This is a genomic window from Myxococcus sp. MxC21-1 (assembly GCF_032612255.1).
GTDB lineage: Bacteria > Myxococcota > Myxococcia > Myxococcales > Myxococcaceae > Myxococcus > Myxococcus virescens.
In genome coordinates, this window is the sequence record NZ_CP123278.1 from 35,672 (window position 1) to 61,607 (window position 25,936).

Annotated in this window: 26 protein-coding genes and 2 pseudogenes; 12 read left to right on the top strand and 16 right to left on the bottom strand. The window is 68.9% G+C overall.

Annotation, left to right across the window (positions count from 1 at the left end; all coding sequences use genetic code 11):
• Window positions 1-22 precede the first annotated feature (22 nt).
• Complete coding sequence (locus QEG98_RS00155) at window positions 23-517, bottom strand: YkgJ family cysteine cluster protein (RefSeq protein ID WP_316565280.1); 495 nt, start codon at window positions 515-517, stop codon at window positions 23-25.
• A 316-nt stretch (window positions 518-833) separates the two neighbouring features.
• Here QEG98_RS00155 and QEG98_RS00160 point away from each other — a divergent pair.
• Window positions 834-2,872: pseudogene (locus QEG98_RS00160) on the top strand (PilZ domain-containing protein).
• Between the two features lie 16 nt (window positions 2,873-2,888).
• On the opposite strand, the gene QEG98_RS00165 reads toward QEG98_RS00160, so the two are convergent.
• Entirely contained in the window at window positions 2,889-3,854 is a 966-nt protein-coding gene (locus QEG98_RS00165) for an NYN domain-containing protein (protein WP_316565281.1), read from the bottom strand.
• Between the two features lie 534 nt (window positions 3,855-4,388).
• Here QEG98_RS00165 and QEG98_RS00170 point away from each other — a divergent pair.
• On the top strand, window positions 4,389-4,880 hold the full coding sequence (locus QEG98_RS00170; RefSeq protein WP_316565282.1) for a hypothetical protein: 492 nt from the start codon (window positions 4,389-4,391) through the stop codon (window positions 4,878-4,880).
• 6 nt (window positions 4,881-4,886) lie between these two features.
• On the opposite strand, the gene QEG98_RS00175 is transcribed toward QEG98_RS00170, so the two are convergent.
• The 4 genes from QEG98_RS00175 to QEG98_RS00190 all read right to left on the bottom strand — a co-directional run bounded on the left by QEG98_RS00175 (window position 4,887) and on the right by QEG98_RS00190 (window position 8,476).
• On the bottom strand, window positions 4,887-5,657 hold the full coding sequence (locus QEG98_RS00175) for an HAD family hydrolase (RefSeq protein WP_316565283.1): 771 nt from the start codon (window positions 5,655-5,657) through the stop codon (window positions 4,887-4,889).
• Window positions 5,658-5,715: 58 nt separating this feature from the next.
• Entirely contained in the window at window positions 5,716-6,726 is a 1,011-nt protein-coding gene (locus tag QEG98_RS00180; RefSeq protein ID WP_316565284.1) for an ABC transporter substrate-binding protein, read from the bottom strand.
• Window positions 6,727-6,805: 79 nt separating this feature from the next.
• Window positions 6,806-7,567 (bottom strand): ABC transporter permease, encoded by a 762-nt coding sequence (locus tag QEG98_RS00185; RefSeq protein WP_090491119.1) that lies wholly within the window; start codon window positions 7,565-7,567, stop codon window positions 6,806-6,808.
• A gap of 9 nt (window positions 7,568-7,576) precedes the next feature.
• Window positions 7,577-8,476 (bottom strand): ABC transporter ATP-binding protein, encoded by a 900-nt coding sequence (locus tag QEG98_RS00190; protein ID WP_316565285.1) that lies wholly within the window; start codon window positions 8,474-8,476, stop codon window positions 7,577-7,579.
• 198 nt (window positions 8,477-8,674) lie between these two features.
• On the opposite strand from QEG98_RS00190, the gene QEG98_RS00195 reads away from it, so the two are divergent.
• Window positions 8,675-9,028 (top strand): hypothetical protein, encoded by a 354-nt coding sequence (locus QEG98_RS00195; protein WP_090491117.1) that lies wholly within the window; start codon window positions 8,675-8,677, stop codon window positions 9,026-9,028.
• Between the two features lie 26 nt (window positions 9,029-9,054).
• Here QEG98_RS00195 and QEG98_RS00200 read toward each other — a convergent pair whose 3' ends face one another.
• Entirely contained in the window at window positions 9,055-9,621 is a 567-nt protein-coding gene (locus tag QEG98_RS00200) for a hypothetical protein (RefSeq protein WP_316565286.1), read from the bottom strand.
• 212 nt (window positions 9,622-9,833) lie between these two features.
• Between QEG98_RS00200 and QEG98_RS00205 the strand changes: the two genes are divergently transcribed.
• The 4 genes from QEG98_RS00205 (at window position 9,834) to QEG98_RS00220 (ending at window position 13,942) form a co-directional block, all read left to right on the top strand.
• Complete coding sequence (locus QEG98_RS00205) at window positions 9,834-10,919, top strand: glucose 1-dehydrogenase (protein ID WP_316565287.1); 1,086 nt, start codon at window positions 9,834-9,836, stop codon at window positions 10,917-10,919.
• 22 nt (window positions 10,920-10,941) lie between these two features.
• Window positions 10,942-12,807: a glycoside hydrolase family 15 protein gene (locus tag QEG98_RS00210; RefSeq protein WP_316565288.1), complete on the top strand. Its 1,866-nt coding sequence runs from the start codon at window positions 10,942-10,944 to the stop codon at window positions 12,805-12,807.
• A gap of 145 nt (window positions 12,808-12,952) precedes the next feature.
• Window positions 12,953-13,282, top strand: a complete 330-nt coding sequence (locus tag QEG98_RS00215; protein ID WP_316565289.1) for a hypothetical protein — start codon at window positions 12,953-12,955, stop codon at window positions 13,280-13,282.
• Window positions 13,283-13,489: 207 nt separating this feature from the next.
• Window positions 13,490-13,942: a hypothetical protein gene (locus tag QEG98_RS00220; protein ID WP_316565290.1), complete on the top strand. Its 453-nt coding sequence runs from the start codon at window positions 13,490-13,492 to the stop codon at window positions 13,940-13,942.
• Between the two features lie 1,615 nt (window positions 13,943-15,557).
• Here QEG98_RS00220 and QEG98_RS00225 read toward each other — a convergent pair.
• Complete coding sequence (locus QEG98_RS00225; RefSeq protein WP_316565291.1) at window positions 15,558-16,085, bottom strand: hypothetical protein; 528 nt, start codon at window positions 16,083-16,085, stop codon at window positions 15,558-15,560.
• 20 nt (window positions 16,086-16,105) lie between these two features.
• Between QEG98_RS00225 and QEG98_RS00230 the strand changes: the two genes are divergently transcribed.
• Window positions 16,106-16,300, top strand: coding sequence for a hypothetical protein (locus QEG98_RS00230; protein ID WP_316565292.1), 195 nt, complete (start codon window positions 16,106-16,108; stop codon window positions 16,298-16,300).
• Window positions 16,301-16,881: 581 nt separating this feature from the next.
• Here the strand turns inward: QEG98_RS00230 and QEG98_RS00235 are convergent.
• Window positions 16,882-17,346, bottom strand: a complete 465-nt coding sequence (locus tag QEG98_RS00235; protein ID WP_090491111.1) for a DUF4150 domain-containing protein — start codon at window positions 17,344-17,346, stop codon at window positions 16,882-16,884.
• Between the two features lie 362 nt (window positions 17,347-17,708).
• Here QEG98_RS00235 and QEG98_RS00240 point away from each other — a divergent pair, with 362 nt between their 5' ends.
• A complete protein-coding gene (locus tag QEG98_RS00240) occupies window positions 17,709-18,587 on the top strand; it encodes a hypothetical protein (protein WP_316565293.1) in 879 nt (292 codons plus the stop codon).
• Here QEG98_RS00240 and QEG98_RS00245 read toward each other — a convergent pair.
• Genes QEG98_RS00245 through QEG98_RS00265 form a run of 5 tightly spaced genes read right to left on the bottom strand, consistent with a single transcriptional unit; the run spans window position 18,544 to window position 21,627 of the window.
• Window positions 18,544-19,128, bottom strand: coding sequence for an imm11 family protein (locus QEG98_RS00245; RefSeq protein ID WP_316565294.1), 585 nt, complete (start codon window positions 19,126-19,128; stop codon window positions 18,544-18,546). The two genes, QEG98_RS00240 and QEG98_RS00245, sit on opposite strands and share 44 nt — an antisense overlap.
• Before the next feature lie 52 nt (window positions 19,129-19,180).
• The gene (locus tag QEG98_RS00250; protein WP_316565295.1) at window positions 19,181-19,540 is read right to left on the bottom strand and encodes a hypothetical protein; all 360 of its coding nucleotides are present in this window, start codon (window positions 19,538-19,540) and stop codon (window positions 19,181-19,183) included.
• 6 nt (window positions 19,541-19,546) lie between these two features.
• Window positions 19,547-20,131 carry an imm11 family protein gene (locus QEG98_RS00255; protein WP_316565296.1) on the bottom strand — a complete coding sequence of 195 codons (585 nt, stop codon included), beginning with the start codon at window positions 20,129-20,131 and terminating at the stop codon, window positions 19,547-19,549.
• Window positions 20,132-20,148: 17 nt separating this feature from the next.
• The gene (locus QEG98_RS00260; protein WP_171444542.1) at window positions 20,149-20,733 is read right to left on the bottom strand and encodes an imm11 family protein; all 585 of its coding nucleotides are present in this window, start codon (window positions 20,731-20,733) and stop codon (window positions 20,149-20,151) included.
• Window positions 20,734-20,754: 21 nt separating this feature from the next.
• Window positions 20,755-21,627, bottom strand: a complete 873-nt coding sequence (locus tag QEG98_RS00265; RefSeq protein ID WP_316565297.1) for an AHH domain-containing protein — start codon at window positions 21,625-21,627, stop codon at window positions 20,755-20,757.
• Between the two features lie 74 nt (window positions 21,628-21,701).
• Between QEG98_RS00265 and QEG98_RS00270 the strand changes: the two genes are divergently transcribed.
• Window positions 21,702-22,487, top strand: a complete 786-nt coding sequence (locus QEG98_RS00270; RefSeq protein ID WP_316565298.1) for a hypothetical protein — start codon at window positions 21,702-21,704, stop codon at window positions 22,485-22,487.
• 5 nt (window positions 22,488-22,492) lie between these two features.
• Here QEG98_RS00270 and QEG98_RS00275 read toward each other — a convergent pair whose 3' ends face one another.
• Complete coding sequence (locus QEG98_RS00275) at window positions 22,493-23,536, bottom strand: DUF2169 domain-containing protein (protein ID WP_316565299.1); 1,044 nt, start codon at window positions 23,534-23,536, stop codon at window positions 22,493-22,495.
• Between the two features lie 484 nt (window positions 23,537-24,020).
• On the opposite strand from QEG98_RS00275, the gene QEG98_RS00280 reads away from it, so the two are divergent.
• On the top strand, window positions 24,021-24,164 hold the full coding sequence (locus tag QEG98_RS00280; RefSeq protein ID WP_316565300.1) for a hypothetical protein: 144 nt from the start codon (window positions 24,021-24,023) through the stop codon (window positions 24,162-24,164).
• 46 nt (window positions 24,165-24,210) lie between these two features.
• On the opposite strand, the gene QEG98_RS00285 is transcribed toward QEG98_RS00280, so the two are convergent.
• Entirely contained in the window at window positions 24,211-24,651 is a 441-nt protein-coding gene (locus QEG98_RS00285) for a DUF6209 family protein (protein ID WP_316565301.1), read from the bottom strand.
• 153 nt (window positions 24,652-24,804) lie between these two features.
• On the opposite strand from QEG98_RS00285, the pseudogene QEG98_RS00290 reads away from it, so the two are divergent.
• Window positions 24,805-25,925, top strand: a pseudogene (locus tag QEG98_RS00290) (App1 family protein).
• The last annotated feature ends 11 nt before the right edge of the window (window positions 25,926-25,936 follow it).

Consider the following 25,936-nt stretch of genomic DNA (forward strand, 5'->3'; position numbering starts at 1 on the left):
GGGATTCACCGCGTCGCCGCGCTCAATCCCAACGTCCGAAGCGCCCCCGGAAGTGTGTATCCAGATAGGCCTCCGCATGCTCGTAGGTGGCCAGGTCCGTCGCGGACAGCGGGCCGCCGTGCTCGAGCAGGTTCGCGCGCCGGGCGCGTTGCAGCACCGAGCGCGGCGCCCCTTCCGAAGCAGGCGCCAGCGTGCGCGCCACGGTGGCCACTCGCGCATGGGCCTCGTCCACCACCGCGAGCGCCTCGTCCAGCGAGACTTCCTTCTCAACCAGCGCGGAGAACAGCTGACAGTGATAACGCCTGCAACTCGCAGGGCGGTCCTCGTAGATGGTGCACGTGCGCTCATCCAGGGCCGAGCAGTGTTGCAGCAAGGCGAGACTTCCATCCGTGCGTGCGCCCACGGGAAATCCCCGCCGCTGGAGCGCCAGGGCTTCCTCCGGCTGGAGCGACACGTGCGTGAAAAGCGTTCCGTCACAGCACATGCCGCAACGAAGGCAGAGGGTGTTGCGCGGCATGCTCCTCCCCTAACCCGCTGACGGAGCCGGTGCCACCCCAGCGAGCAGGCGTACGAGCGCTCACTCCCCCGGTGGCCATGCCACACCACCTCACCCCCAAAAAACCTGGGTGCACACGGACCCGATGGGATGCGGGCGCACATCCCGTCTGAGAGGGAAATGACCATCCGTGTGACACTTGAAAAATCAGACATCCAGTCCTGTCCTGGAGAACAGGTTACGCGCGGCTCGTTCGTGCTCACGCTTCCAGTGAGAATTCTCAAGTCTCGCACCTGTGAAGCCGTACAATCGGCGTCCTTCAGACAACGGAGCTGTCATGCAGGCGGACACGCTGGAAGGGTTGAGCGGCCGGGCGTCGATGCTCGGTTACCGGATGGGGACGGAACTGACGGCGGTGGCGTCATTCGGAAACCTCCAGGCGCCGTGTCGGCTGGTGCAGCTGTCGTTGGAGCACCTGACGCTGAACCTCGGTACGCAGGCGGCGCCGAAGCCGGGCGACACCGCCTCCGTGGTGCTGGGCCATGGCGAGCGATGGGCCACCGCGCTGGACGTGGAGGTCATGGACGTGCGCGGCGCGCCGGAGGTGAGCATGCGCTTCCTGGCGCCGCCCCTGGACGCGGGCCGCCGCATCGTCTCCGTGCTGGAGGCCCTGCGTGACAACGGCCTGCTGCTCCCGCCGGAGACGCGGCCGGTGTGGAAGGAGCGCATCGAGCACCCCGACCGCGTGCGGCGCATCTGCGACGCGCTGGTGGGCAGGCAGGCGCGCGGCATGGCGCGGACCGCGGACGGGCGCAAGGTGCCGGTGACGGCCGCGTACTTCGACCCGCGCGAAGGCCGCATGGGCTGGCGCTTCGAGGGTGGACTGCCCGCGCAGCCCTTCACCCTGGAGGCCTTCGGCTACAGCAGCGTGGTGCACCTGGAGGTCAGCGAGGCGCGTGAGGAGTCCGGCCTGGTGCTGATGCCGCTGCCTCGGGAGCTCGTTCGTTACCGCCACCGCTGGCTGCGGCGCGCGCCGCCGAGCCGTGCCTGCACGCTGTCCTTCGACCATCCGCTGTGGCCGCAGGTGCACGTGCGGCGTCAGGTGTTGGACCTGTCCTATGAGGGCATCGCCTTCCTGACGGAGCCCGGCGAGGACCTGCTGTACCCGGGCCTGCGCCAGCCGGTGCTGGAGGTCGTGACGGAAGGAATGGCGCCGGTGCGGCTGCGCGCCGAGGTGCGCAACATCTCCAGCACCGCGGCGGGACGCCGCTGCGGCATGTCCGTGCGTCCCCTGGATGCGGCGGGCGCGCAGGCCTGGCGCGCGCTGGTGGAGGCGCAGATGCACCCGGCCACCCAGGTGGAGGGTGACTGGGGGATGCCACCTGGAAGCTCTTCGACGGCTCGGGTTACTTCCGGCTGCCGGGCAAGTCGCCGGAGGACTTCGAGGACGCGCACCCCAGCTTCGACGCCACGCTGGCGCGGCTGGAGGGCCGGACGCGGCTGGGCTACCGGGTGGTGCACCCGGAGGGGCAGTCCGTGGGCGCCACGCTGTCGGTGGTGAAGCCGTACGAAGGCAGCTGGATGGCGCACCAGCTGGCGCGTCAGCCGGTGAAGGGCGGCCGCACGTCGGCGCGCGAGGCGCTGCGCGACATCTACCTGCGCGGCTACGAGCCCACGCAGGTGGACCCGGAGGTGAAGTGGTTCTTCGCCTTCTGCGAGGCGCGCGTGCGCTGGGTGCGCTTCACCAAGTTCGACTTCGCCACCTGGTACGAGCACACGGGCCAGACGTGCCTCGTGCCCTTCCAGCTGATGGAGGCGGAGGTGGACGGGGCCTGGGAAATCCCCGCGGGCATCGAGGTGGGCACGCCCACCGAAGCGGAGCGCGCGGCCTTCTTCCAGCAGGTGGAGCGCACGCGTCCGCTGGCCTACCGCGAGGCGCTGGACCTGGTGCCGGAGCGCTTCGACCTCAAGCGCGCCAAGGAGCGCTGGGGCGAGGCGGGCATGGGCCGCGAGCGCGAGCTGGTGGTGGCGCGGCATGAGGGCAAGCCCGTCGTCCTGGCGGTGTTTGAGACGGCGCAGCCGGGCCTCAACCTCTTCAACGTGCTGGACGGCGTGCGGCTGGTGCCGCTGGTGGACGACGCGACGAAGGAGGCCCAGGACGCCATGGTGGCGCTGCTGGCCCACGCGGCGGACTGGTACCGCGCGCGCGAGCGCAAGGTGTTCATCCACTACGTGGAAGCGGCCTGCGTGGAGTACGTGGAGCGCGCGTCGCTCGCGGACCTGGGCGAAGGCAAGCTGTGGGTCATCTCCGCCAGCCTGCTGCCCGAGTTCCTCGAGCACCTCTTCGAGGCCACCACGCCCCCGGCGGGGGCGTAGTCGCGGGGACGGGGGCTCAGCCCTCGTCTTCGTCCGGGTCCGGGTAGGACTCCAGCTCGTCGTCTTCCTCGGCGGTGTGCGCGGGGCCGCGCTTCTTGCCCTTGCTGTCGCCACTGCCGACGTCGAAGTCCGCCGCCACCACGTACCACTGGCGGCCCTGCTGGATGCGGCGCAGCAGACCTTGCTGCTCCAGCGCGGCCAGCAGCCGGGCGAAGGTGGAGAAGCCGTGCTCACGCTCGTCGAAGTCGGGCTCCTTGCGGACGATGGCTTCCTTGATGAGGGACGGGTTCACCGGCCCGGTGGCGCGCGCCAGCATGCTCTGCACCACCTCGCGGGCGATGTCCGGCACCTCCGTCTTCGGCTGCTGGGACTTGCCGCCACCCTGCGGTGTCTTCTCCTTGTCTCCCCGGCCCTTCTCGTCGCGTCCCTGGCGGCCGCCGCGCTTGCCGTGGCCCGCCTCCTCGGCGGACACGCTCTGCCGGCCCTTCTCCTTGTCGCTCTTGTCGGAGCGTGACTGGCGCGGGCGCAGGTAGATGAATTCGTCGCAGGCCTTCACGAAGAGCGGCGACGTGGACTCCTTCACCGCGAGCCCGATGACGGTGCGCCCGTTCTCACGCAGCTTGTAGGCCAGCGGACAGAAGTCGCTGTCCCCGGAGCCGATGACGAAGGTGTCGATGCTCTCGCGCGCGTAGCACAGCTCCAGCGCGTCGATGACCAGGCGCATGTCCGCGCCATTCTTGCCGGCGCGCGTGGAGGGCGGCACGTCGATGAGCTCCACGCCGAACTCGTGCAGCCGGATTTTGGCCTCGGCGAAGCGGGACCAGTCGCAGTAGGCGCGGCGGAAGACGACCTTGCCCTTCTCCAGCAGGCGGTCGAGCGAGGGCTGCAAGTCGAAGCTCGCGGAGCTGATGCCCGTGTTGGTGACGAGGTTCTCGAAATCGATGAAGAGGGCGATGCGGTGCTCTTCGTTGCGACCGTTCACGTGCGGCCTCTGCGTGGTGCCGCCTCGAAGGCGGCGGGGAAAGGGGTCCGGGCAGGACGGCGCACCCTAGCCCGAATCGATCGAGGAGAGAGGATGCACCCGGTAAGGACCGGCTGAATATTGGACGGTCCTCACTCAAGGGATGCCGATGTGTCATTGAATGTTACTCGGGGATAAAGCTTGACGCAATGATGGTGAATTGGCGGGGTTGAAACCAGGCGCTTGTATGGGCCCGGGGGAAGCCGCGCCGTCAACGTCACTTCAGGCTTCAAAGACACACAATGCTTGATACGAAAAACGTGCTGCGCATCACCTGTCTGGTGTTGCTGGGTGCACTGGGGGGCTGCACGCAAGCCTCCTCTGGGGACGCGACGCCCACGGCCCGTTGGGGGAACGGAGGCAGGTGGGCCCGGCGCGTCGCATGGCACACGGCCCTTGGTGCGACGGAACGTTCCGTCCACAGGAGTGGGGCCTCGGGTCAGGGCCTAGCTTGTCGGCAACGGGGGGCTCACGGCCCCTCCAGGAGGAGGACCCATGAAACGAATGCACGCTGGGAACTGGCGGGCCGCCGCCATGGCGGCGCTGATGGTGCCGGTGGCTGTCCTGGCCCGTGAACCCGTCAACATCCCGAATGACGGCTCCGGCGCTGGCAATGTGCCCAGACAGGAGGGCCTGGACCGGAACTTCACCAACTTCGGCGCGACCATGTCCATTGACCGCTCCAACAGCGGCAGCCAGCGCCTCCTGGAAGTGGGCCCCCAGGCCAACGGCGTGGGCATGCCCATCCGCGAGGTGACGCCCGACCAGGACGAGATGAAGCGCCTGTCCGGCAAGGTGCTGAAGCTCAACGGGCAGATGCTCTACCTGGAGACGGAGCCCGGCGCCGTGGTGCCCCTGGACCTGAGCGCGCTGCGCATCCGCAAGCAGCCGGAGAAGGGCCAGCACGTGGTGGCCGTCTACCAGGTGGAGAACACCACGGAGAACGTGGCGCTGGCGCTCGCCGGTGAGGTGCAGCCGAAGGACTGACGCGCTTCAGTCCTCCGGGTGGAGTTGGACGAGCGAGGGCAGTTCCGCTGCCCTCGCCCGGAGCCGTGGCTTGGGCCGGATGGCGACCGGCACGCGCGAGGCCGCCAGCAACTCCAGGTCGAACACGTTGTCCCCGAAGGCCGCGTAGAGCGGCTGGGACGTGCGCGAGCGCAGGCAATGCACCTTCCCGGCCGCGTAGGGAATGGGCTCGACGATGCCGGCCAGCACCGTCCCATCCTCCGTGCGCGGCGTGCAGGCCAGCACCTTCAAGGGGTCCAGCCCCACTTCATGAACGGCGGCCTCCACGACGGCGAGCGGCGAGGCGCTGACCACGTAGCAGGGGATGCCCTGGCCGCGGGCCCACTCGACGACGCGGCGGCTCTCCGGGTGGATGCGCTGTTTGACTGCGTGGCGGGCCACCACGTCCTTCGCGAAGGCGCGCACCGCGTCCACGCGCCAACCGGCGAAGAGCCACGCCACCATTTCGTAGATGTCCTTCTCCGGAATCCGCCCCGCCTCGAAGGCGGCGAAGAGCTGGTGTGCCAGCTCGCGCGCGGGCAGGCCCTTCTCGAAGCCATGTGCGGTGGCCAGCCGCTCCAGGGCGGCGTGCGCTTCCGGGCGGATGTCGCCGTGCTCCAGCAGGGCCAGGAACAGGTCGTCTCCGACGTCTCCGCTCCACAGCGTGCCATCGCCGTCGAAGGCCAGCACCCCGCCGGGGGCGCGCTCGGCCTCCCACTGGATGCGCTCCAGCGTCTCCTCCACACGCTCCATCTTCATGGGCGCGCATCCTCCCCCGGCCTCGGGCCCGCGTCACCCCAGCTGTGTTCCGTCGTCATCACTTCGCGGCGCCCGCTCGTGCCTCGGCCAGGAGGCTCAGGTCCACCAGCCCGTCGATGTTGGCGTCGGTGATGAAGCCCAGCGTCTTCGCGTGCTCGGCCGCGGTGGCGAGCGCCTGTGGCACCGGGTCCAGGCTGGGCTCCAGCCGGGAGAAGGCCTGCTGGAGGATGCCGGCGGGCAACGGCTTGCTCGTGAGCTGGCCGAAGGCGGCGTTGGCCGCGGTGGTGAAGCCGGCCGGGTCCTCCTGCCAGCGCTCGGTGAGTCGCACGTGCGCGCGCAGCAGGGCGACCACGCGCGGGCGCTGCGTCTCCAGCACCTGTCGTGTCGTCACCAGCACCGTGGTGGGAAAGCGCCCTCCGGGCCACAAGTCCTTCTCATTCACCAGGATGCGGCCCTTGCCCTCGGCCACCAGGCGCGCGCCCCAGGGCTCCGGCACCCAGGCGCCCTCAATGCCGCCGCGCAGGAACTGGCCCAGGATGTCCGGGTTGCTCAGCGGGAAGATTTGCACGTCCCCGGTGCCGTCCAGGCGCGTCGTCAGCCCTTGCTGCTTGAGCCAATAGCGCAGGGCGATGTCCTGCGTGTTGCCCAGCTGCGGCGACGCCAGCTTCTTGCCCTTGAGCTCCGTGGGCGTCTTCACCGTGCGCACCACCAGCACCGCGCCGTTGTTCACCGCGCCGGCGATGACGCGCAGCTCGCGCCCCGCCTTGAGGAACGTGTTGATGGCCGGACCGCTGCCCACGTAGGACACGTCCAGCGAACCGGCCACCAGCGCCTCCATGGCGGCGGGCCCCGCGTTGAACTGCATCACCTCCAGGCGGCCCACACCCGGCTGCGAGGCGAACGTGCCCTCCGCGTTGCCCACCAGGGCCTGGGCGTGGGTGATGTTGGGGAAGAAGCCCAGGCGCAGCGGCGCGTCCGGGCCGCGCGCGGCGGACTCGCGCTTGCAGCCCGCGCCGAGCACCGCCAGTCCAGCGACCACCACGGGCAACAGGAAGTGGAAGACACGCATGGCCGCTGAAGGTGTGGCGTGGCGGCGGGATTTCAACGCCCGCCGAATCCAAGCGTCAGGCGCCACACGGCCGTGGGCCTCACGTCGTCGCCGTCAGCCCCCACCGCCGCCGCAGCCGCACCTCCACCGTCTGGAAGAGGACACGGTCCACCGCGGTGCCGATGATGACGATGGCCACCATGACGGCCATGACCTGGGGCACATCCATCAGCTCGCGGCCCACCGTGAGCAACTGCCCCAGGCCGCCGGAGACGAAGAGCAGCTCACCGGCCAGCAGCGCGCGCCAGGCGAAGCTCCATCCCAGCTTCAGGCCGGTGACGATGCCGGGCAGGGCCGCGGGCAGCAGCACGCCGAACTGGAAGCGCAGGCCTCGCACGCCCAGGGTGCTGGCCACGCGGGTGAGCTGCGGGTCCACGCCGTTGACGCTGTCCTCGGTGGCGATGGCGATGCCCAGCACGCTGCCCATGACGACGACGAAGAGGATGGCGCCATCCGTCAGCCCGAACCACAGCAGCGCCAGCGGCAGCCAGCAGATGGACGGCAGCGCCTGGAGCCCCATCACCACCGGCTTCACGGCGTTGCGGAAGAAGGGGATGCGGGAAATCAGCAGGCCCAGGGGGACGCCCAGGGCCACCGACATCAGGTAGGCGCGCAGCAGCCGCCCCAGGGAGCGCCCCGCCGCGCCCACCAGTCGCCCGTCGGTGACCATGGCCACCAGGCTCTGGGCCACCGTCAGGGGCCGGGGCAGCAGGTGGGGAGACCAGACGCCCATCCGGGCCACCAGCTCCCAGAGGCCAATCAGCAACGCAATCACCAGCAGCTTCTGGGCATGGTGTTTCATGACGCACCTCTACGGGCCGGGAATCACCTGTGGACGGAGCACGGGCTGGGCGGGGGCCCGGGTGGGCGCTGGCTGGAGCGAGCGTGTGTGGGCGCGGCCCTCCACCTCACGCAGCAGGCTGCCGACGTGCCGCACCATTTCATTGAGCGCCGCGTCCTCCGGCTGGCGCGGCATGGGCAGGTGGACTTCCAAATCCCGCACCACGCGTCCCGGCCTGGGGGCCATCAGCACCACGCGGGTGCCCAGCATCAGCGCTTCATGGACGTCGTGGGTGACGAACACCACCGTCTTGCCCGTGCGCACCCAGATGGACTGCAGCAGCTCCTGCATGTGGATGCGCGTCTGCGCGTCCAGCGAGCCGAAGGGCTCGTCCATCAGCAGCACGGCCGGGTCCACCGCCAGCGCGCGGGCGAGCGAGGCCCGCATCTTCATGCCCCCGGAGAGCTGGTGGGGCAGCGCGTCCTCGAAGCCGCCCAGTTGCACGCGCCGGATATAGGTGTCCGCCCGCTCGCGGCGCTCGGCGCGGGGCACGCCCCGGGCAGCCAGCGCGAAGGTGATGTTGCCGCGCACGGTGAGCCACGGGAACAGGGCGGCTTCCTGGAACATCAGCAGCCGGTCCGGCCCGGGCCCGTGGATGGGCTGCCGGTCGATGGAGACCGAGCCCCCCGTGGGCACCACGTGCCCCGCCAGCGCGTAGAGCAGCGTGGACTTGCCGCAGCCGGACGGGCCCAGCAGGCAGACGAATTCGCCCGAGCGGACGTTGAGGTCCACGTTCTGCAAGGCGACCACCTTGTTGGCGTACTCGTGGTCCAACCGGGCGACGCTGATTTTCGCGCGCTCCACACCGACATGCGCCGGCTGGAGCAGGCGCAGGGAACTTCTCCAACGGCCAAGGAGAGCGCGCAGCATCGGCCACAAGCTAGGCACGTAGGTGCAAGTGGGAAGGGGGAGCAGGCAAAAGGCCCGTTGAGGGCTTCATGGCCTGCTCGCCTGCTTTGCGCGCGGAGAGGGGCTCGTGGCCCACGGCCTTCGTCCCACCCGGTAGAACCTGGTGACGCTTCAGACGCGTGTTTTCATCGCCTGCCCGGCTGTCCTAGACATGGGGGCATGCTGGAGGACGACGGGATTATCAAGCTGATGCGGGGCGTTCTGGCGACCTACTCGGACAAGAGCCGCTTCGGCGCCGCCGGGCTGATGCTCCTGCTGGGCCTGGGCGTGCTGCTGGGGGCGGGCAGCCTGGCCCTCTCCGCCGAGCCCCTCATCGACGACGAGTGGCTGGCGTGGCCCGTGGGATTGCTGGCCCCCTTCGTCGTGGGCGCCGTCGTGGCCGGCTTCCAGAAGGTGAAGCTGTGGGACTGGAAGTTCCGGTTCGACCTGGAGCGCTTCGGCGCGGCCTTCTGCGTCACGACGGGCTTCGCGCTGGCCCGCTTCGTCGGCGTCCCGCTGCTCGCAGGGGGCTGAGGCGAAGGCCCTTCGTCCCGGGGTGCTCAGGCGGCGCGGCGCGCCTGTTCGGTGCGCAGGTGCGTCCGCGTTCGCAATCCCAGCCACGTCGCGAAGACGAGCAGCAGCACGCCCACGCCGCTGAAGGCGCCGCCCACGCGCAGGGAGGCGTTGCGGTCATCCCGGACGAACTCCACCGTCTTTCCGCCGGGGTTCGCGAAGGCCGCCTCCAACTGCGCCTCCACGCGCGTGGCTTCCGCTTCCTCGGTGGCCCACTGGAAGAAGAGGGGGTACTCGCCGTGCACCGTCACCAGCGTGGGCCGGAAGATGGGCACGCGGTTGCGGCGGGCGGCGCGGGTCCGGTCCACCTTGACGCCCTGCACATCCTTCATCGCGAAGCTGGCCACTTCGTCGCGGGTGAGCCAGCTGGAATGGAACAGCAGGCACACGCCGCCGGGCTGGCACCGCAGCTCCACGCGGGCCTTGGCGTTGAGCAGGTAGGGGCCCAGCACGAGGAAGGGCAGGGCGAGCAGCACGCACGCCGCCGCGGCAATGGCCGTGGTGCGGCTCTTGTGCGGCTCGTCACCGGAGTAGGAGGACTGGGGCTCGCTCACACCTCTCCTCATAGACCCGGGCGGGCCGGGTGGGCAGCGGTTTCGTGCATGCACAGCGTTGACCCCTGGGCAACGTGGGAGCGGGCGCTGTTCACCAGCGGGCCCGTGCCGCCACGGGTCCGTGCTTGAGCGAGCAGTCGTACCCGGCAGGCATCACCGTGTCCCGGTCCGCGTCAGGCCGCGTGCCGGGACGTGCATCGCAAGGAGCCCGTATGAAGGCCGTGGCCGTATTCCCCCAGAAGCGCGAGGTGCGTGTCATCACCGACGCCCCCGAGCCCCGCATCCAGTCCCCCACGCAGGTGAAGGTGCGGACGCGGGAAATCGGGGTGTGTGGCACGGACAAGGAAATCATCGAGTTCGTCTACGGCTCCCCGCCGCCGGGCTCGGACCACCTCATCCTGGGCCACGAGTGTCTGGGCGAGGTGGTGGAGGTGGGCGAGGCCGTCCGGGGCCTGAGCCGCGGGGACTGGGTGGTGCCCCGCGTGCGCCGGCCGTGCCCGCATGCCACCTGCCCGCCGTGCCGCGGGGGCCATCCGGACTTCTGCATCACCGGCGACTACACCGAGCGGGGAATCAAGGGCGCTCACGGCTTCGGCGCCGAGTCCTTCGTGGAGGACGTGGCCTACCTGCACCGGGTGCCCACGGAGCTGCGCGAGGTGGCGGTGCTCACCGAGCCGCTCACCATCGCGGAGAAGGCCCTCCGCCAACTGGAGCGCTTCCAGGACCGGTTGCCCTGGCGGGTGGGCCCGGGCCGCGCGGTGGTGCTGGGCGCGGGGCCGGTGGGGTTGCTGGGCGCCATGGCGCTGGCACGCCGGGGGTATGCCACCACGGTGTATTCGCGCAGTCCCAAGCCCAACGTGAAGGCCGAGGCATCCGAAGCGATGGGGGTGCCCTACATCTCCTCGAAGGAGGTGCGGCCAGAGGAACTGGTCCGCAGGGTCGGCGCCGCGGACGTCATCTACGAGGCCGCGGGCGTGGCGAAGGCGGCGCTGGAGACGCTGAAGGCGCTGGGCCCCAACGGCGTCTGCATCCTCACGGGTGTGCCGTCGAAGGAGGAGCCCTTCGACGTGGCACCGGTGCTCAAGGACGTGGTGCTGGGCAACCAGGTGCTGGTGGGCACGGTGAACGCGGCGGATGTCGACTTCGACATGGCGCTGGAGGACTTGCGGCACTTCCAGGCCCGCTGGCCTGGGGGGCTGGAGCGGCTCATCTGCGCCAGTCACGCGCCCGAGGACTTCTGCGACGTCGTCACTGGCAAGAAGTCCGGCGGCATCAAGGACGTCATCCGCTTCATCTGACCCCTTCGACAAGGAGTAGAGCATGGCAACGGGAAGCGGCGGCACTTCGGTGACGGGACAGCCGGTGGCCATCGAGGACCACGGCGTCATCGGCGACCTGCGGACGGTGGCGCTGGTGGGCAGCGAGGGCACCATCGACTGGTTTTGTTTTCCGCACTTCGACAGTCCCAGTGTCTTCGCCGCGCTGTTGGACCGTGAGAAGGGAGGCCACTGGAGCGTCGCGCCGGAGCCCAACGGGGTGATGAAGCGGCAGTTCTACTGGCCGGACACCAATGTGTTGGTGACGCGCTTCTACACGCCGGACGGCGTGGGCGAGCTGGTCGACTTCATGCCCATGTCGGGCAGGAAGGGGATGAAGGAGGAGCGGGAAATCCTCCGGCGCGTGCGGGTGGTGCGTGGACAGATGGCCTTCCGCATGGAGTGCTTCCCGGCCTTCAACTACGCGCGGGATACGCACGAGACGAAGCTCATCCACAGCGGGGCCACCTTCTCCTCTGACACGCTCCAGCTCACGCTGTCCTCGTCGGTGAAGCTGCATAAGACGGAGCGGGGCGTCACCGCGTCCTTCACCCTACATGAGAACCAGTCCGCCGTCTTCTCCCTGCACCCGGGCGCGCGCACGTCCTGCGAGGCGGTGGTACACGACCATGAGTCCTCCGAGGAGCTCTTCCGGGAGACGGTGGAGTACTGGCGTCACTGGCTGTCGGGCTGCCAGTACACGGGCCGGTGGCGGGAGACGGTGCAGCGCTCGGCGCTGGCGCTCAAGCTGATGACCTTCGCGCCCACGGGCGCCATCGTCGCGGCGCCCACTTGCAGCCTGCCGGAGTCACCGGGCGGAACGCGCAACTGGGACTATCGCTTCTGCTGGCTGCGCGACGCGGCCTTCACCGTGTACGCGTTCCTCCGCATCGGCTTCAAGCAGGAGGCGGCGGCCTTCATGCGCTGGGTGGAGGCGCGCTGCGCGGAGTACGACGACGGGCCGCTGCCCCTGATGTTCGGCATCGACGGCAAGCGCGTGCCCGAGGAGCAGGAACTCCTGCACCTGTCGGGCTATGGCGGCGCGCGCCCGGTGCGCATCGGCAACGCGGCGGCGGACCAGTTGCAGCTCGACATCTACGGCGAGCTGATGGACTCGGTGTACCTGTCCAACAAGTACGCGGCCCCCATCTCCTATGACTTCTGGCGGCACCTGCGGCGGCTGGTGGACTGGGTGTGTGACAACTGGGAGTTGCCGGACGAGGGCATCTGGGAGGTGAGAGGCGGGCAGCGGCAGTTCGTGTACTCGAAGCTGATGTGCTGGGTGGCGGTGGACCGGGCCATCCGGCTGGCGGACAAGCGCAGCTTCCCGGCGGACCGGGCCCGCTGGCACAAGGTGCGGGACGTCATCTTCGAGGACATCATGGACAAGGGCTGGAACCCGGAGCGGGGCGCCTTCGTCCAGTACTACGGCGGCCACGCGCTGGACGCGGCGAATCTGCTGATGCCGCTGGTGTTCTTCCTGTCCCCGGTGGACCCGCGCATGCTCCAGACGCTGGACGTCATGCGCAAGCCGCCGTCCCAAGGCGGCCTGGCGTCGGACGGGCTGGTGTTCCGCTACGACGTGGAGGCCACGCTGGATGGGATTGCCGGCAGCGAGGGCACCTTCAACCTCTGCAGCTTCTGGCTGGTGGAGGCGATGACGCGCGCCAGCGTGGCCCGGCCCGACTTGCTGGAGGAGGCGCGGCTCATCTTCGAGCGGATGCTGGGCTACGCCAACCACGTGGGCCTGTACGCGGAGCAGACGGGCATGTCCGGCGAGGCCCTGGGCAACTTCCCGCAGGCGCTCACCCACCTGGCGCTCATCAGCTCCGCCTACAACCTGGACCGCACGCTGGGCCGGCGCGACTGAGGCCGCGTCATGCGCCCTACACGCCCACGAATTCGGGCCAGGCGCCGGCGTCACCACGCCGGCCAGGCGCACGCCGAGGTCATCCGGCCGCTGGACGATGTCCAGGGCGTCGAGCAGCCGGGGGTCGTCCGCGAAGTGGCGCCGCTTGCGCTCCACCAGCAGCTCGAAGTCGTGGAGCATCATCTCCCGGACGTCTTGGGGCATCCGCGTCAGCGTGGCGCGCGCCCGCTCCACCCAGCCCTTCTCCGGCTCCCAGGTGTCCTGCACCACGGCGTTCCACGCGCTCAGGGCCAGCGCCAGGCAGGTGAAGAGCTCGGCCTGCGGGTCCTCCGAGTCCTCCACGTCGTCCAGGGTGGGTTTGGCGAACTCGAGCAGCGTCTCGGAGACCTTCTTCGTGGGGAGCGAGCGCGTGGGCGCGTGGGTCGCCTTGGGCCGCCGGGCGGCCAGCGACAGCAGGTCGAGCTTTCCCACGTAGCTCCCCGTCAGCAGCGGCAGGGGGATTTCCAGCCGTACCCGGACCTGGAGGTCTCCAACCTTCAGCTCCACGTCCACCTCGCGCTCCTCGGGACGTGCCAGGGCGAGCGCCTGGGCCACCGCCGCCGCCAGCACCAGCTCCTCGGCGTTGCCCAGGCGCGGTGTGTTGCGCTGGACGCGCATCACGTCGGGGACGAAGGGCAGGCCGGTGACGTCCTTGACCGTCTTCACCACCCAGTCCGGCGCGTCCTCCAGCGTCACGCCCAGCGAGTCCGGGATGAGCACGTCGACGTTGCCGCCCGGCAGGCCGGACATGCTCATCCGCTCCACGGAGCCGGCCCGGTCGAAGAGGGCGAAGCCGAACTCGCTGCCCCCACTCCCCATGACGGACAGCTCCCGGGTGCCCCGCACGGCACCCTCCAGGTGCACGGTGAAGACCTCCTCGTTCGTCCACTCCTCCCAGGGCTCCGCGCGGATGAGCGCCGCCGTGGCGTCGAGGAGTGCCTCCGTCACCTCTGGCATCACCATCAAGCCCGGCTCCACCGAGGCCCAGTGCATCTGGAGGGCCAGCGCCGCCCGGAACCGGGTGACGGAGTCCGGCATGGGCCGCGACGCGAAGCCGTGGGCGGCTCCAGCACGCGCCAGCCGGCTTTCGCAGTAACGCTTGAGTTCGGCGTTGTCCCTCGCCAGGCCTTCCAGGCCCTTCGCGTCGCGGCGCTCGAACACGGGTGGCAGCGCCTCACCTTCGGACGTCACCGCGACGTAGATGGAGGTGCGTCCGTCCACTCCGACGTCGATGGGGCCCAGCTTGAAGGCATAGAGGGCCCCTGGCTCCAGCTCGGGCGCTGGGGGCTTCCGCCGAGGCTTCCGCTGGGCGGCATCCTGGAAGGCCCGGCGGCGAGGAAGAGGTTCAAGGGAGAGGTCCTCGGGGAGCTCGGTGGTGGTGAGCTCCGCGCGGATGGGCTCGAGGGAAGGCGCCTCCTTCGAGGTGTACACCTGGGTCAGCGGGATGCGTTCGTCACGCGACAGACCCAGCTCCGCGTAGAGGTCATCCCAGAGCAGGTCCGCGGCGTCGGAGAGGTGGGACACCTGCGACTCCCAGTCCTTCAGCCATTCGAGCACCTGGGCGCGGCCCTCGGTGGAGCGCACCAGGTCGCTGGCGCTCCTTCCACCCCAGGCGGGGATTCCCCGGGCCAGCTCCTCCCGGGCCCGTTGTGCGAGCGTCAACGCGAATGCGTCCGCCAACTGGGGGGGCGCGTCGTCTGGCAGGGCGCGCGCGGGCTCTCCTCGGACGGACTTCGCCGGCCCCAGCGTGTCCTCTTCGTGCTCGGCCTCCGCGCCCAGCAACTCCTCCAGCAGGGCCTTGCCCTGCTCCAGACGCTGCGCGGAGTGGGTGGTGAGGACCAGCACCTTGCCCTCCACCGAGAGGGAGCCCCACAACGCCGCCCGAGGACCCTCCCAGCTGTAGAGTCCCTTGCCCTCGCGGGTGAAGCCGTCGTGCCGGCGCAGGCGCTCTTCGACCTTCGCCGGGTGGCGGATGTGGAAGCGCGCGGTGCAGATGCGCAGCGGCTCGCCCTCGAAGTCGAGGAGTGGCCGCTCGGTGGTGAACAGCTCCAGCACGCGCGTGAAGAGAAAGGGCGCCAGCCGCCGTGCCTGCCTGCGGCGGCCGGGCACGTCGTCGACCGGAGGCTGATGGGCGGCGAACGCGTGACGCGCGGCGACGACGACGTGCTCACGCAGGGGGCGGGGAATCGAGACGATGCCTCCCACCAGCTCCAGGTGGTCCTCGGTAGGCATCACCCAGCTTGCAATCAAGTCATAGCGGGCCACCTGCGTGGTGAGGCTGCGCTCCTTCACCTCCAGCACCTCGTCGAGCACGAGGTCCCTCAAGCGCAGTCCTTGGCCGAACCGCACCTCCTCCACCTCGAATACCGAGCACCAGGACGCGGCCAGGGCCGACAGCAAGCCGCGCTCGGCGCGCGACAGGCGTTGCCCGTCCTTCAGGCGCTGACGGTCCGCCGCGGTGCGGCCCTCGGCGTCCTCCCGTCCATGGAGGGTCCATGCCATCAGGGCGGCGTTCATCCAGGGAAACTGTTCGTCGTCCCACGTCGTTGGAAAGTCGGCGCGAGCGCTCGCGGACAGCTCTGGCTCGGCGTTGGCGAAGGCGCGCAGCGACGCGAGTCCGCGGGCGAAGGCGGTGGGGCTCCAGGTTGCCATGGATGCACCCTATCCACCGAGGCGGCACGCCTCTACCCCTCTCTGGCGGGAGTGTCGCCTCAGCGGCCCAGCGGCCAGCTCCCTGCCCGGGCGAGCCATTCCGGGCGCTGCCCCCGCAGGGGAAGCGCCTGCGCGCGCTGCACCCGCGTCCACTGCCGGGACTCCATCTGGAGCGTGCCCCCGCCGCGCAGGGCCGCCTCCCATGCGAGCGAGGGGCGCCGCCTCATGGGCTCGGTCTCCAGGGCCCTGACCAGCACCTCCACCGTGAGGGGTGTGCCCCTCAGGAAACGCGCGCCTTCCGCGAAGCCGCCGCGCCGCCGCGTCCACCAGGCCTCCACGGCCTGGGCGTCCACCTCGCCGGGGAGCACCCGGGGGCTGGGGAGCCACGCCTGGAGGTCCTCTGCCTCGGGTTCGGTCTCCTCCTCCGCGTCCTCATCCTCGTCAGCGGGTGCCTCCACGAGGAAGGGAGGCACCATGGGGAGTCCGGTGATGGCGGCGAAGGAGGCCGCGGCCAGCGGGCCCTGGGCCTCATCGCGCAGCAGCGGCAGCAACGCCTCGGCCGCCAGGAGCCTGCCACTGAAGCCCACCGCCCAGATGACCTCCGCCGGTGCGGAGCCGTCTTTTTCAGGTGCGCGAGGAGGCCCGCGAGGTCCTTCGGCTCACCCGCCATGGCGAGCGCGAGGAGCGCGCCGCGCGACGAGGAACCTCGGGCGTGTTCCCAGGCCTCACGCGAGCCCAGCAGCAACCCGGTCTCCAGGGCGGCGGTGCTCACGGTGGGATGGGCATGGCCCAGGGCGCGTGACAGCCGAGCATCCCCTGTCTGCGTCCTGGGAGCGAAGGGAAGGGCACGAAGCGCCTCGGCATGCAGCGCCGGGTTGGCCTCCCAGTCGAGTTGCTCGAGCGCGGCGCTCGTGTCGAGGTGACGGACGCGCGCGACCCGGAGCGCTCCCGCCTGGAGCGTTGGCTGCAACGTCGGCAGCTTCTTCAGGAGCAGGGCGTGGAGGTCCGGCCGGTCGAGCAGCTCCAGCGCGCGGAGGATGCCCGGATGCGTCTCTTCGGCCCCCTGCTCCAACTGTTGGAACACAGGCTCGCGCCAGTCGGCGTCCTCGGCGGAGAGCAGGGCCCAGGCCGCGCTGGCCACGCGCGCGGGGTCCTCGGAGGTCAGCGCGGGGAGCAGCAAGCGGGTGGCGGCGGCGCTGCCTCCCAGCACGAGTGCATCCAGGTGGGCCCGCAGACGTCCTTCATCGCCCTCGGCCAGCGAGGCCAGGGTGAGCTCCGGGCTCCAGAGGCCGTGTTCCCACTGCGTCCACAGGAACTCGGCTTCCTCGAGGTGGCGCTCCAGCAGCTCCCAGCGGACCGTTGGACGGCGTGGCGACAAGGGCCTCACAGCTCCTTTTCACAGACGAGGCACCGGGCCTTCGTGTCGCTCTTGCCGAGCGCGATGACCGGCCCCTGGAGCAGCGGCGCGGGCGGGGTGTTCTTGTCGTTGTGGAGCATGAGGTCGAAGGTCCGCGCCACGCTCTTGCCCTCGAACTTCACGTCGAAGGAGTAGTTGACGAACTCGGCCTTGCCCTTCGTCTTGCCGGAGACGACGCCACCGCCCGCGGTGCCCGCCTCGTCGCCGGTGCTGGTGCTGAAGTTCGAATCCTCGACGCACACCGGCTTGCCATCCACTGAGACTTTCGTCGTGCCCTTCGCCGTGTCCGAGGACATGGCGACGTTGGGGTAGGGAATGGGCACGGGACCGGCGGGGCTGGGCGTCTTGCAGACGTCCGGGAAGGCGATGGTGGTCCCTCCGGTGTCCTTGTGGACGACGGACAGCTTGTTGACGCCAACGGTCGCGCTCATGCGGATGGCTCCTCGTCCCGGGAGTGTATCGCTCCTGGCCTCGTGTCACGAGCCAGGGTGGTGGCTCGTTGTATCGTGCCGTGGAAGGCTGTCCCTCCGGTGTAGGAGGCTGTGTCGCGCATGTTGGGATGGGTCCAGGCGATGGGAATGGCGTCGTCGCTGGGTGGGCTGGTGCCTGCCTCGGCGGCGTTCCGTGCGGGGATGTCCTGGCCCTCGGCGGCGCCGGACTTCGAGGTCTTCCTGAAGGGCGACGAGGCGCCGAGCCCCGTCACCGTGCACGCAGCGGGAGAAGCCACGCTGGGGTTCTCGGGCGTGGGGCGGCTGGTGGCGCTGTTGGCGGAAGCGCTGGTGGACCTGGGGACGTGGGTGGACGTCGCGGCGCTGGGGCCCGGCGTGGGGCTCTACCGGCGCTGCCCGACCCGGAGGCACGGGGCTTCACGACGGGGAAGGACCCCTACGAGGAAGACCCGGACGACGCACGCGAGCGCATCGCGCGGCTGGTGGACCGGCTGGTGAAGGGGACGTGGCAGGCGCTGGGATGGCCTGCGTGGAAGGGGCTGGTGCGCGCGTTCCCCACGGGGAACGTGGCCTTCGCGCAGGCGCTGGCCGCGGCGGGCGAGGACCTGCGGGCGTCCAAGGTGGAGCGTGCGCTCGTCTGCGCGGTGGACAGCTTCATCTCCCCGGAGACGTTGACGTTGCTGCACCAGCAGCAGCGCCTGAAGACACCGGGCCGGCCCACGGGGTTGATGGCGGGTGAGGCCGCGGTGGCCTTGCTGCTCACGTGCGAGGAAACCGCGGAGTCCTCCATGGCCGTGGTGCGGGTGGCGCAGGGCCGCGACGCGGCGCCGCTGGATGGGGAGCAGCCACCGGACGGGCAGGAACTGGCGCGGCAGGTCCTCGCGGCCTTGGGGCCCTTGGGACAGGACGCGTCCGCGCCGTTGATGGTGTCGGACCACGACGGGCAATACGCGCGCGCCTTCGAGTGGGGGATGCTCCAGGTCCGGCTGAGGGAGACAGACGCCCGCTTCGAGCAAGGCGCGGTGTGGATGCCGGCCAAGAGCTTCGGACACACAGGGGTGGCCTCGGGAGCGGTGGCCACGGCGTTGGTCTTCCGGGGGCTGGCGCGAGGTTACGCGCCCACGTCGTCGGTGCTGGTGCTCTCCTCCGCGGAAGCAGGGGAGCGCGCCGTGATTCACCTCACAGCTCCAGGCCGTTCCAACCCTCGGCTGCGTAGACCTTGAAGCCGGTGAGGCCCGCCTGGACGAAGGCAGCGTGCACGTCCTCGCGGATGAGGATGAGGCGGCGCTCCATGGTGCAGCGGAACAGCTTCGCCTGCGGGGAGATGGCGTCGTACTTCAGGGCGAGCTTCTTCACGCGGCCAATCTGGTCCTTGGCGATGGCGTTCATCCTGTAGACCGACCGCTCCATGTCGATGGCGTCTTCGGCCCCCTGGAGATTGAGGAAGGCGTAATCGGGCCCCACAACGGCGCCTTGATGGTCCTTGACCACGACAGGAAGCCATTCCGCGTTGGTGACCTCCAGGGATTCGATGAGCTTGCGCGCGCGGCCTGAGACAAGCAGGTCGCTCATCAGGTTCGGTTGGAAGTCATAGAGGTTCCTGTCGTCTGGGTAGTTCCTGGAGAAGGAGACCTCACCACCCACAGGAAACTGCTTGATGAGGCTGATGCCTTTGTCGAACTGCCAGTCTGCCGGGCTTCCCCGGGGATATTCATCGATGAAGCCTGCATCGATGCCTTGGACCTTGAAGACGAAGTAGTTCACGGACGACTCCAATCCTGCATGAGATGCCGGGCCATCCCCTGGTGGCCGTACCTCATGATTCTTCGTCCACCTCGCCGTCCTCCTCTTCAAGCCAGCGTAGGAAACGCATGGCGCCGACCAAGGCGAGCACCGGCTCTCCCTCTTCGTCCGTGAAGCGGATGGCATCCTTTTCATCAGACAGGCTGACCTGGACGCAGTACATGGCCATGTCCTTGCCTGGGCGGACCAGGTCCTTCATCCGGGCATTGATGACGCGCGGATGCGCCTCCAGCACCTCCGTGTAGACTTCATCCAAGGGCACCAGTACCCCACGGACGCCCTCGCGTGCGGTGACGAAGCACGGAGACTGCTCCTCGAGGACCCGAGCGACGATGTCGGCGGGCTGCTCTTCTATGCAATTGGCTTCGAACATGATGGGTCAGAGCTCCAATCCATCCCAGCCTTCAGCTTCGTAGACCTTGAAACCGGTCAGGCCCGCTTGCTCGAAAGCAGCGTGGACGTCTTCACGGATGAGAATGAGACGGCGTTCCTTCGTGCAGCGGAACAGCTTTGCGTCGGGACTGATGGCGGTGGTCTGCAGGGCCAGTTTGTCGATGAGCCCGATCTGCTCCTTGTCGATCGAATTCATCTCGTAGTTCGAGCGCTCCATATCGATGGCGTCTTCTGCCCCCTGGAGATTGAGGAAAGCGTAATCCGGACCGACGATAGCGCCCTGGTGGTCCTTGACGACGACGGGAAGCCACTCAGCGTTGGAGACACCGAGTGAATTGATGAGCTTGCGTGCTCGCCCAGAGACGAGCAATGCGCTCATGAGGTTGGGCTGGAAGTCGTAGAGGTTCCTGTCCTCCGGGTAGTTATCGGAGAAGGAGACCTCGCCTCCCGCGGGAAAGTCTTTGGCAAGACTGATGCCCATATCGAACTTCCAGTCTGTCGGACTTCCACGCGGGTAGCTCTCAATGAACCCCGCCTCTTCAGCCATCACCTTGAATACGAAGTATTTCATCTGGGGCGGTCCTTTGGTTAAAGCATCAGACCATTCCATCCCTCGGCACTATAGACTTTGAAGCCAGTGAGTCCTGCTTGAAGGAATGCAGCATGAACGTCTTCTCGAATGAGAATGAGACGACGCTCCATGGTGCAACGAAACATCTTGGCCTGGGAGTCAATGGCCTCGTATTTGAGCGCAAGCTTCTTGATGCGACCGATCTGATCCTTTTCGAGATGGTCCATCTTGTAGACGGAGCGCTCCATGTCGATGGCGTTTTCCGCTCCCAATAGGTTGAGAAAAGCGTAGTCGGGACCCACGACGTTGCCCTTGTGGTCTTTGACGACGACCGGCAACCACTCTGCGTTGGTGATTCCCAACGAATCGATGACGCTGCGAGCTTTTCCTGACACAAGATGCCCGTTCATCAGATTGGGCTGAAAGTCGTAAAGGTTCCGATGGTCAGGGTAGTTATCGGAAAAGGAGACCTCGCCGCCAATGGGGAAATCCTTGGCGAGGCTGATACCCTCGGCAAATTTCCATTCCGTCGGGCTGTTGCGAGGATAGGAGTCAATAAACCCTGCTTCAGTACCTCGAATCTTAAAGACGAAGTATTTCATGGTTTCAGAATCTCAATGCTCTTAGTAGAGCGAGCCCCACTCGTAGCGGCTCTTGGCCTTCTTGTCCTTGGGCGCGTAGCGCACGAATTCATGCACGTACTGCGTTCCCGCTGTGATGGATTCAACGACAGCTCGGCTCAATCCTACGAGCAGGTCCCAGTATTTTTCTTCCAAATCCTTGAGCTGCTCGAAAATGCTTGTGACTAGCGCCGCGTGGTCTTTCTGTGCGTCTATTTCTTTTTGCAGCTTCTGGCTGATGACCTTCAGATCTAGCATGACTTCGTGCGTGTAGATGGGATGGTCGCCCGGGTGCTGCAGCAGCGCGTGGACGGGCACGGCCCAGGCTTGGTCCGGCAACATGATGATGTTGTTGCCGTGGTTCAGGTTGTAGTCGGACTGGAGGATGAGGCGGAGCTGCCGGTACGTGAAGGCAGGCCCGTCCTTCAACTCGTAATAGAACGCCGAGCCCGGGAGGATGTGGTGTGCCTCCCAGGCGTACGGGTACTTCTGGAGCGCGGGCTTCTTGTCCTTGTCCTTGGCCCTCGGGTTGAAGTTCTCCGGCGGTCCCCCCGGGAACTCAGCGGTCTGCTTCACCAGGTCCCGGATTTCATCCAGGTAGGAGTGGTCGAAGACGCGGTACACGTCACGCCCGTCCAGGGACGCGATGTAGTCAGAGCCGTTCTGCGCGTAGTCGCTGTCCTTGCCGAGCACCCCCCGGGGCGCGGCGCTGTCGTCCACGTGGTCGGCGTCGTCCGCGGCGCTGGCCGCGGGCTTCGGCTTCTTCTTCTTCGCCGCCTTGGCCGCCGTGTACTTCCGGTCCCTGCTCCGCTCGAAGATGGACAGGAGCCGCTGCGCCAGCTCCGTGTTCATCTCGCTCGCACTCAGGTTGCTCATGCGCGTACCCACCTCCCACGTTGTATGGTGCCTGAACGCCCCGTTCCAGGCTACGCTCACCCGCACCTCCCATCATGGCCCGTCTCATCTCCCTCCGTGCAGATGCCGCTGACTCCCTGGGAGAAAGGCTGAGCCGGTTCGACCCGGGCGCGGACCGCTCCAGCATTCTCGCGCGGTTGGACGCCATCACGCTCGACCTGCACCTCATCGCCGTGGCCACGCTGCTGGTGGATGGTCATCCTCAGGGGTTCTTCCTCAACCTCTGCCGGATGGCGGAGAACGGCCGCCGGGTGCAGCGCCTCCTCGCGGACCGGGGCCTTCCGCCACCGCCCGCGCGGCGCAACACGCCTCTGCTCGGCGCGCTCGCCGCCGGCCACTTCTCCCTCGCGGAGGCCGTGGCCGCGAGCTCCGCCACCCAGTGGCAGCAGGGCGCCGAATACGAGGATGAGTTTCTCTGGGCCGCCGCCCTCCAGCACCTCACCCGCACGCCGTCCGCGCCGCTGGAGTCCATCCTCGTCCCGTTGGAGAAGGTGGGCCAGGAGCCCTACCTCAGCCGGGTGGCCATGGCCCGAGCCCTGGTGTCCAGGGACGCCGCCGCCTTCGCCGAGGCCTTCGCCGCCGCCTGCCTGGACCACGGCATCGTCACGGAGAAGCGCGCCCGCTCGCTGGCTACACCCGTGACGTCCTTCGCGCCGCACCGGTTCGTCTGGCTCGAAGGGCTGGCCCTCCTGCGCCTCGCCGAGCGCGCCAGCATCGCACCCGAGGACACCAGCTTCCGCTACTGCCCGCCCCTGGCCCGCGTCCCGATGACGACGACGTACTCGGGCGACTGGGCCGTCGACACGGCGCCGACCCGGTAACCCCGTCAGTCCGTCCCGACGGGTTGCCCCGGCTCCAGCGTCTCCGCGCCCTCGCACGTCACCTGGATGGAGCGCAGCTCCGTGGGCTCGCGCTGCAACGCGAAGGTGCCGCGCCACACGAGGAACAGCTTCATCGCGTCCGTGTCCAGGACCACGGTGTCCAGCCGCAGCGCGCCTTCCAGGTCATCCAGCCCCCGGGCCCTGGGCGCGAGGACCTCCGGAGACGGCAGCGCGGGCAACCTGAACGTCAGCGGCGCACCCGGCGCCATGTGCTTCAGCAGCACGGCCTCGCCCCCTCGCAGGTAGCCCGGGACGAGTTGATCCCACGGCGCGCCGTTGAGGAAGCGCCGGTCGAAGTCCTTCGGCAGCAACGGGCTGCGCGACTTCCTCCACGCGTCATCGTAGGTGCCCGCGTAGCCGGCCCGAGGCTGCCAGTGCGGTTCGATGAACCCGAAGCCCGTGGGCGGAGGACGCTGGCCCCAGGACCTCAGCGGCTCGGCGGGGGACTCCAGGTTCGGCAGCCGCAGGTTCTCCTCGAAGCGGCTGCCCTTCTCGCGAAAGCCCGTGCCCAGCGGGTTGCGCGGCTCGAAGGCGCTGCCGTCCTTCCCGCCGAAGGCGCGCTCATAGCGCAAGGGGATGCGCTCGAAGGGGAGGGGCTGCGTCACCCCGATGCCGCCCATGCTCTTGAACCACGTGCGGTCCCCCAGCACACGGACCTGCTTGTGCACCGGCCCGACATGCAACTCGGCGAGGAGCTCGCGAGTCCCCGCCGCGGGCGCATGGGCATGGCCCACCAGCACCACGTCCGTGGCGGCCTTGAAGAAGGCGCCTTCGGGCTCCAGGCGGAGGCTGGCCGCATCCCCGCCTTCCCAGCGCTCACCCCCGGTCAGCAGCGGCGCCTGCTCCGCGGACAGCGCCGGCGCGCCCCGAGGCCGCAGGTCGAACGTGGCCTTCAACACGGGCACGAACAGGGGCCGCAGCGCTTCGTCGGTGAGGAACAGCGGCTCGAAGGTGAAGGGCGTGAGGTTCTCGGTGGAGGGGTGCCCCATGAAACATGTCTACCAGCCCTCACCTATTTGGGACATGGGCGGCCGGAGCCCGGCTGTCAGCCCGCGTTCCACCTTCCGTCCACGCCGTGCCCTCACACAAGGACACGGCCATGGGAGACCCACGCAATCCGAAGCGAGCGCACGAGCGCTGGAATCTGGAGCGCCTGCGCGCCTGCGAGGCGGAGGTGCGCGCCCTGGCGCCCTGGGTGACGGTGTCCGGCGGCTGGGCCTGGCACTTCATGGCCCCGCCCCACGAGGAGCTGAAGCGCTTCCACGACCACAAGGACGTGGACCTCTTCGTGGAGCCCGCGCGCTTCCCGGAGCTCATCGCCGTGCTCACCGCGCGCGGCTACCACCGCATCTGGACGCGCTTCGACGCCACCTCCACGCACTTCTACCGCTACGCCCGGCACGACGAGGGCGCCAAGGTCCTGCTCGACGTCTTCGTCCGGCGCGTGCCGTCCGTGGACGTCGGGGGATTCGCGTGGTGGACCCGGCCACGCTGCTCACCTTCTACGGAGACATCCACAGCACGGATGACTGCGTGTCGGTGCTGGCGGCGCGGCGGCTGCTGGCGAAGGGCCACAGCCCCCTGGGCCGCGTGGAGCTCGTCGCGCAGGCCCACTGAAAGCCCCGTGGACGCGGGGGTGCAACCCGCGCCCACGGGCCCGCCGTCACTGCACGGTGAAGACGTGGTTGTTGCCGAAGTTCGAATCCCAGGCCTGGCAGCCCCAGCGGTTGGTGTTCTCGAACCAGATGGCCAGCGTGCCCCGTGTGTTGAGTGGGATGGACGGCGCGGGCGGGTTGGGCGTGGAGGAGAAGCCCGCCACCCAGAAGCGCTGCACCGGCCCGTCGTTGAACTGGTAGTAGCCCGTCATCGTCCACCCGGGCGTGGTGCCGTTGATGTTGCCCCGGCACTGCGTCAGCCGGTCCGCGCTGTAGTGGATGGCCGCGGTGGAGCCGAAGGGCAGCGGGTTGGGGGACGCGAACACGCTCCAGCCCTGCGCCGGCGACTGGAAGGTGATGCTGGAGGAGGACTGCGAGGAAGCGGCCGTTCCGGCGAGCAGCACGGCGACGGCGGCGGCGAGACACCAGCGGGGGGATTGACGCGGCAAGGCAAAGCTCCAGGTTGAGAGGAAGCTGCGTTGCGGATACGCACACCGTGGCAGGCAAGGGCTGTGACGGTCCGCCAGTGGACCCTCACGGGTTTGTGCCGCTCAATCGTGGACTCCTCTAGAGTCAGGCTCCTCACCTTTACGCTCCGCGCCATGGCCGACTTTCTTCCTCGCTTCTATCGACTCGCCGTCCGCGTGGACGCGCACTATGACGCGCTGAGCCGCAAGCTTCGCCAGAAGCTGGGAATCGCGCCGCCGCTGCGCATCCTCCCCTACCGGGGCTATGGCACCCCCGAGCGCGCCGTCATCAAGGCCCGCGTGCTGGAGGACCGGCACGTGCGTCCGCCGCAGGAGCGCTACACGCTGGTGGGCAGCGCGGTGGCCTCTTACAAGCGCTACATGACGCGCGAGGTGCCGGCGCGCGCGTCGCGGTGCGCTGGGGCGACAAGCGCTGGGAGGGCACCACCGACGAGGAGGGCTTCCTGGAGCTGTGGGTGCCTCCGCCGGACGGGGTGCGCTCGGGCTGGCACATGGTGGAGCTGGAGCTGCTGTCGCCGGACGCGGAGGGCGTGTCCCGCGTGGCCGCGCCGGTGCGGATGGCCGGGCCCGGCGCGGAGTTCGGCGTCATCAGCGACATTGACGACACCGTCATCGTCACCGGCGTCACCGACCTGCTGAAGCGGGCCTGGGCGCTCTTCCTGACCGAGCACCGCGTGCGGCTGCCCTTCCCGGGCGTGGACGCCTTCTATGCCGCGCTCCAGCACGGCCGGGGCACGAGCGCGGACAACCCCATCTTCTACGTGTCCAGCAGCCCGTGGAACCTCTACGAGCACCTGGACGAGTTCCTCTCCCTGCACAAAATCCCCACCGGTCCGCTGCTGTTGCGCGACTGGGGCCTGTCCAGCCAGGGCTTCGCGCCCGGCGGGGGCCATGGGCACAAGCTGGAGAAGATTCGCGCGGTGCTCGGCACGCTGTCGCATCTGCCCTTCATCCTCATTGGCGACAGTGGCCAGGAGGACGCGGAGCACTACCGCACCATCGTCCGTGAGTTTCCCGGGCGCATCCTCTGCGTCTACATCCGCAACGTGCCGGGGCATCAGCGCCGGGCCGAGGAGCTGGCGCTCATCGCCGGGGACATCCGCGCCGCGGGCAGCCAGATGCTCGCGGTGGATGACACCACCGAGGCCGCCCGTCACGCCGCGCGCGAGGGGTGGATTCAGTGGCGTGAGGTGCGCGAGGTGGAGGCCCATCGCCGCGAGGACGCCGCGCGCTGAGGCTCCCGGCG

What these genes read in the sequence shown, in the direction of transcription:
- QEG98_RS00155 (WP_316565280.1), bottom strand. Translation starts at nt 517, where the DNA reads ATGCCGCGCAACACCCTCTGCCTTCGTTGCGGCATGTGCTGTGACGGA.
- QEG98_RS00170 (WP_316565282.1), top strand. Translation starts at nt 4,389, where the DNA reads ATGAAACGAATGCACGCTGGGAACTGGCGGGCCGCCGCCATGGCGGCG.
- QEG98_RS00175 (WP_316565283.1), bottom strand. Translation starts at nt 5,657, where the DNA reads ATGAAGATGGAGCGTGTGGAGGAGACGCTGGAGCGCATCCAGTGGGAG.
- QEG98_RS00180 (WP_316565284.1), bottom strand. Translation starts at nt 6,726, where the DNA reads ATGCGTGTCTTCCACTTCCTGTTGCCCGTGGTGGTCGCTGGACTGGCG.
- QEG98_RS00185 (WP_090491119.1), bottom strand. Translation starts at nt 7,567, where the DNA reads ATGAAACACCATGCCCAGAAGCTGCTGGTGATTGCGTTGCTGATTGGC.
- QEG98_RS00190 (WP_316565285.1), bottom strand. Translation starts at nt 8,476, where the DNA reads ATGCTGCGCGCTCTCCTTGGCCGTTGGAGAAGTTCCCTGCGCCTGCTC.
- QEG98_RS00195 (WP_090491117.1), top strand. Translation starts at nt 8,675, where the DNA reads ATGCTGGAGGACGACGGGATTATCAAGCTGATGCGGGGCGTTCTGGCG.
- QEG98_RS00205 (WP_316565287.1), top strand. Translation starts at nt 9,834, where the DNA reads ATGAAGGCCGTGGCCGTATTCCCCCAGAAGCGCGAGGTGCGTGTCATC.
- QEG98_RS00210 (WP_316565288.1), top strand. Translation starts at nt 10,942, where the DNA reads ATGGCAACGGGAAGCGGCGGCACTTCGGTGACGGGACAGCCGGTGGCC.
- QEG98_RS00235 (WP_090491111.1), bottom strand. Translation starts at nt 17,346, where the DNA reads ATGAGCGCGACCGTTGGCGTCAACAAGCTGTCCGTCGTCCACAAGGAC.
- QEG98_RS00250 (WP_316565295.1), bottom strand. Translation starts at nt 19,540, where the DNA reads ATGTTCGAAGCCAATTGCATAGAAGAGCAGCCCGCCGACATCGTCGCT.
- QEG98_RS00255 (WP_316565296.1), bottom strand. Translation starts at nt 20,131, where the DNA reads ATGAAATACTTCGTATTCAAGGTGATGGCTGAAGAGGCGGGGTTCATT.
- QEG98_RS00260 (WP_171444542.1), bottom strand. Translation starts at nt 20,733, where the DNA reads ATGAAATACTTCGTCTTTAAGATTCGAGGTACTGAAGCAGGGTTTATT.
- QEG98_RS00265 (WP_316565297.1), bottom strand. Translation starts at nt 21,627, where the DNA reads ATGAGCAACCTGAGTGCGAGCGAGATGAACACGGAGCTGGCGCAGCGG.
- QEG98_RS00270 (WP_316565298.1), top strand. Translation starts at nt 21,702, where the DNA reads ATGGCCCGTCTCATCTCCCTCCGTGCAGATGCCGCTGACTCCCTGGGA.
- QEG98_RS00275 (WP_316565299.1), bottom strand. Translation starts at nt 23,536, where the DNA reads ATGGGGCACCCCTCCACCGAGAACCTCACGCCCTTCACCTTCGAGCCG.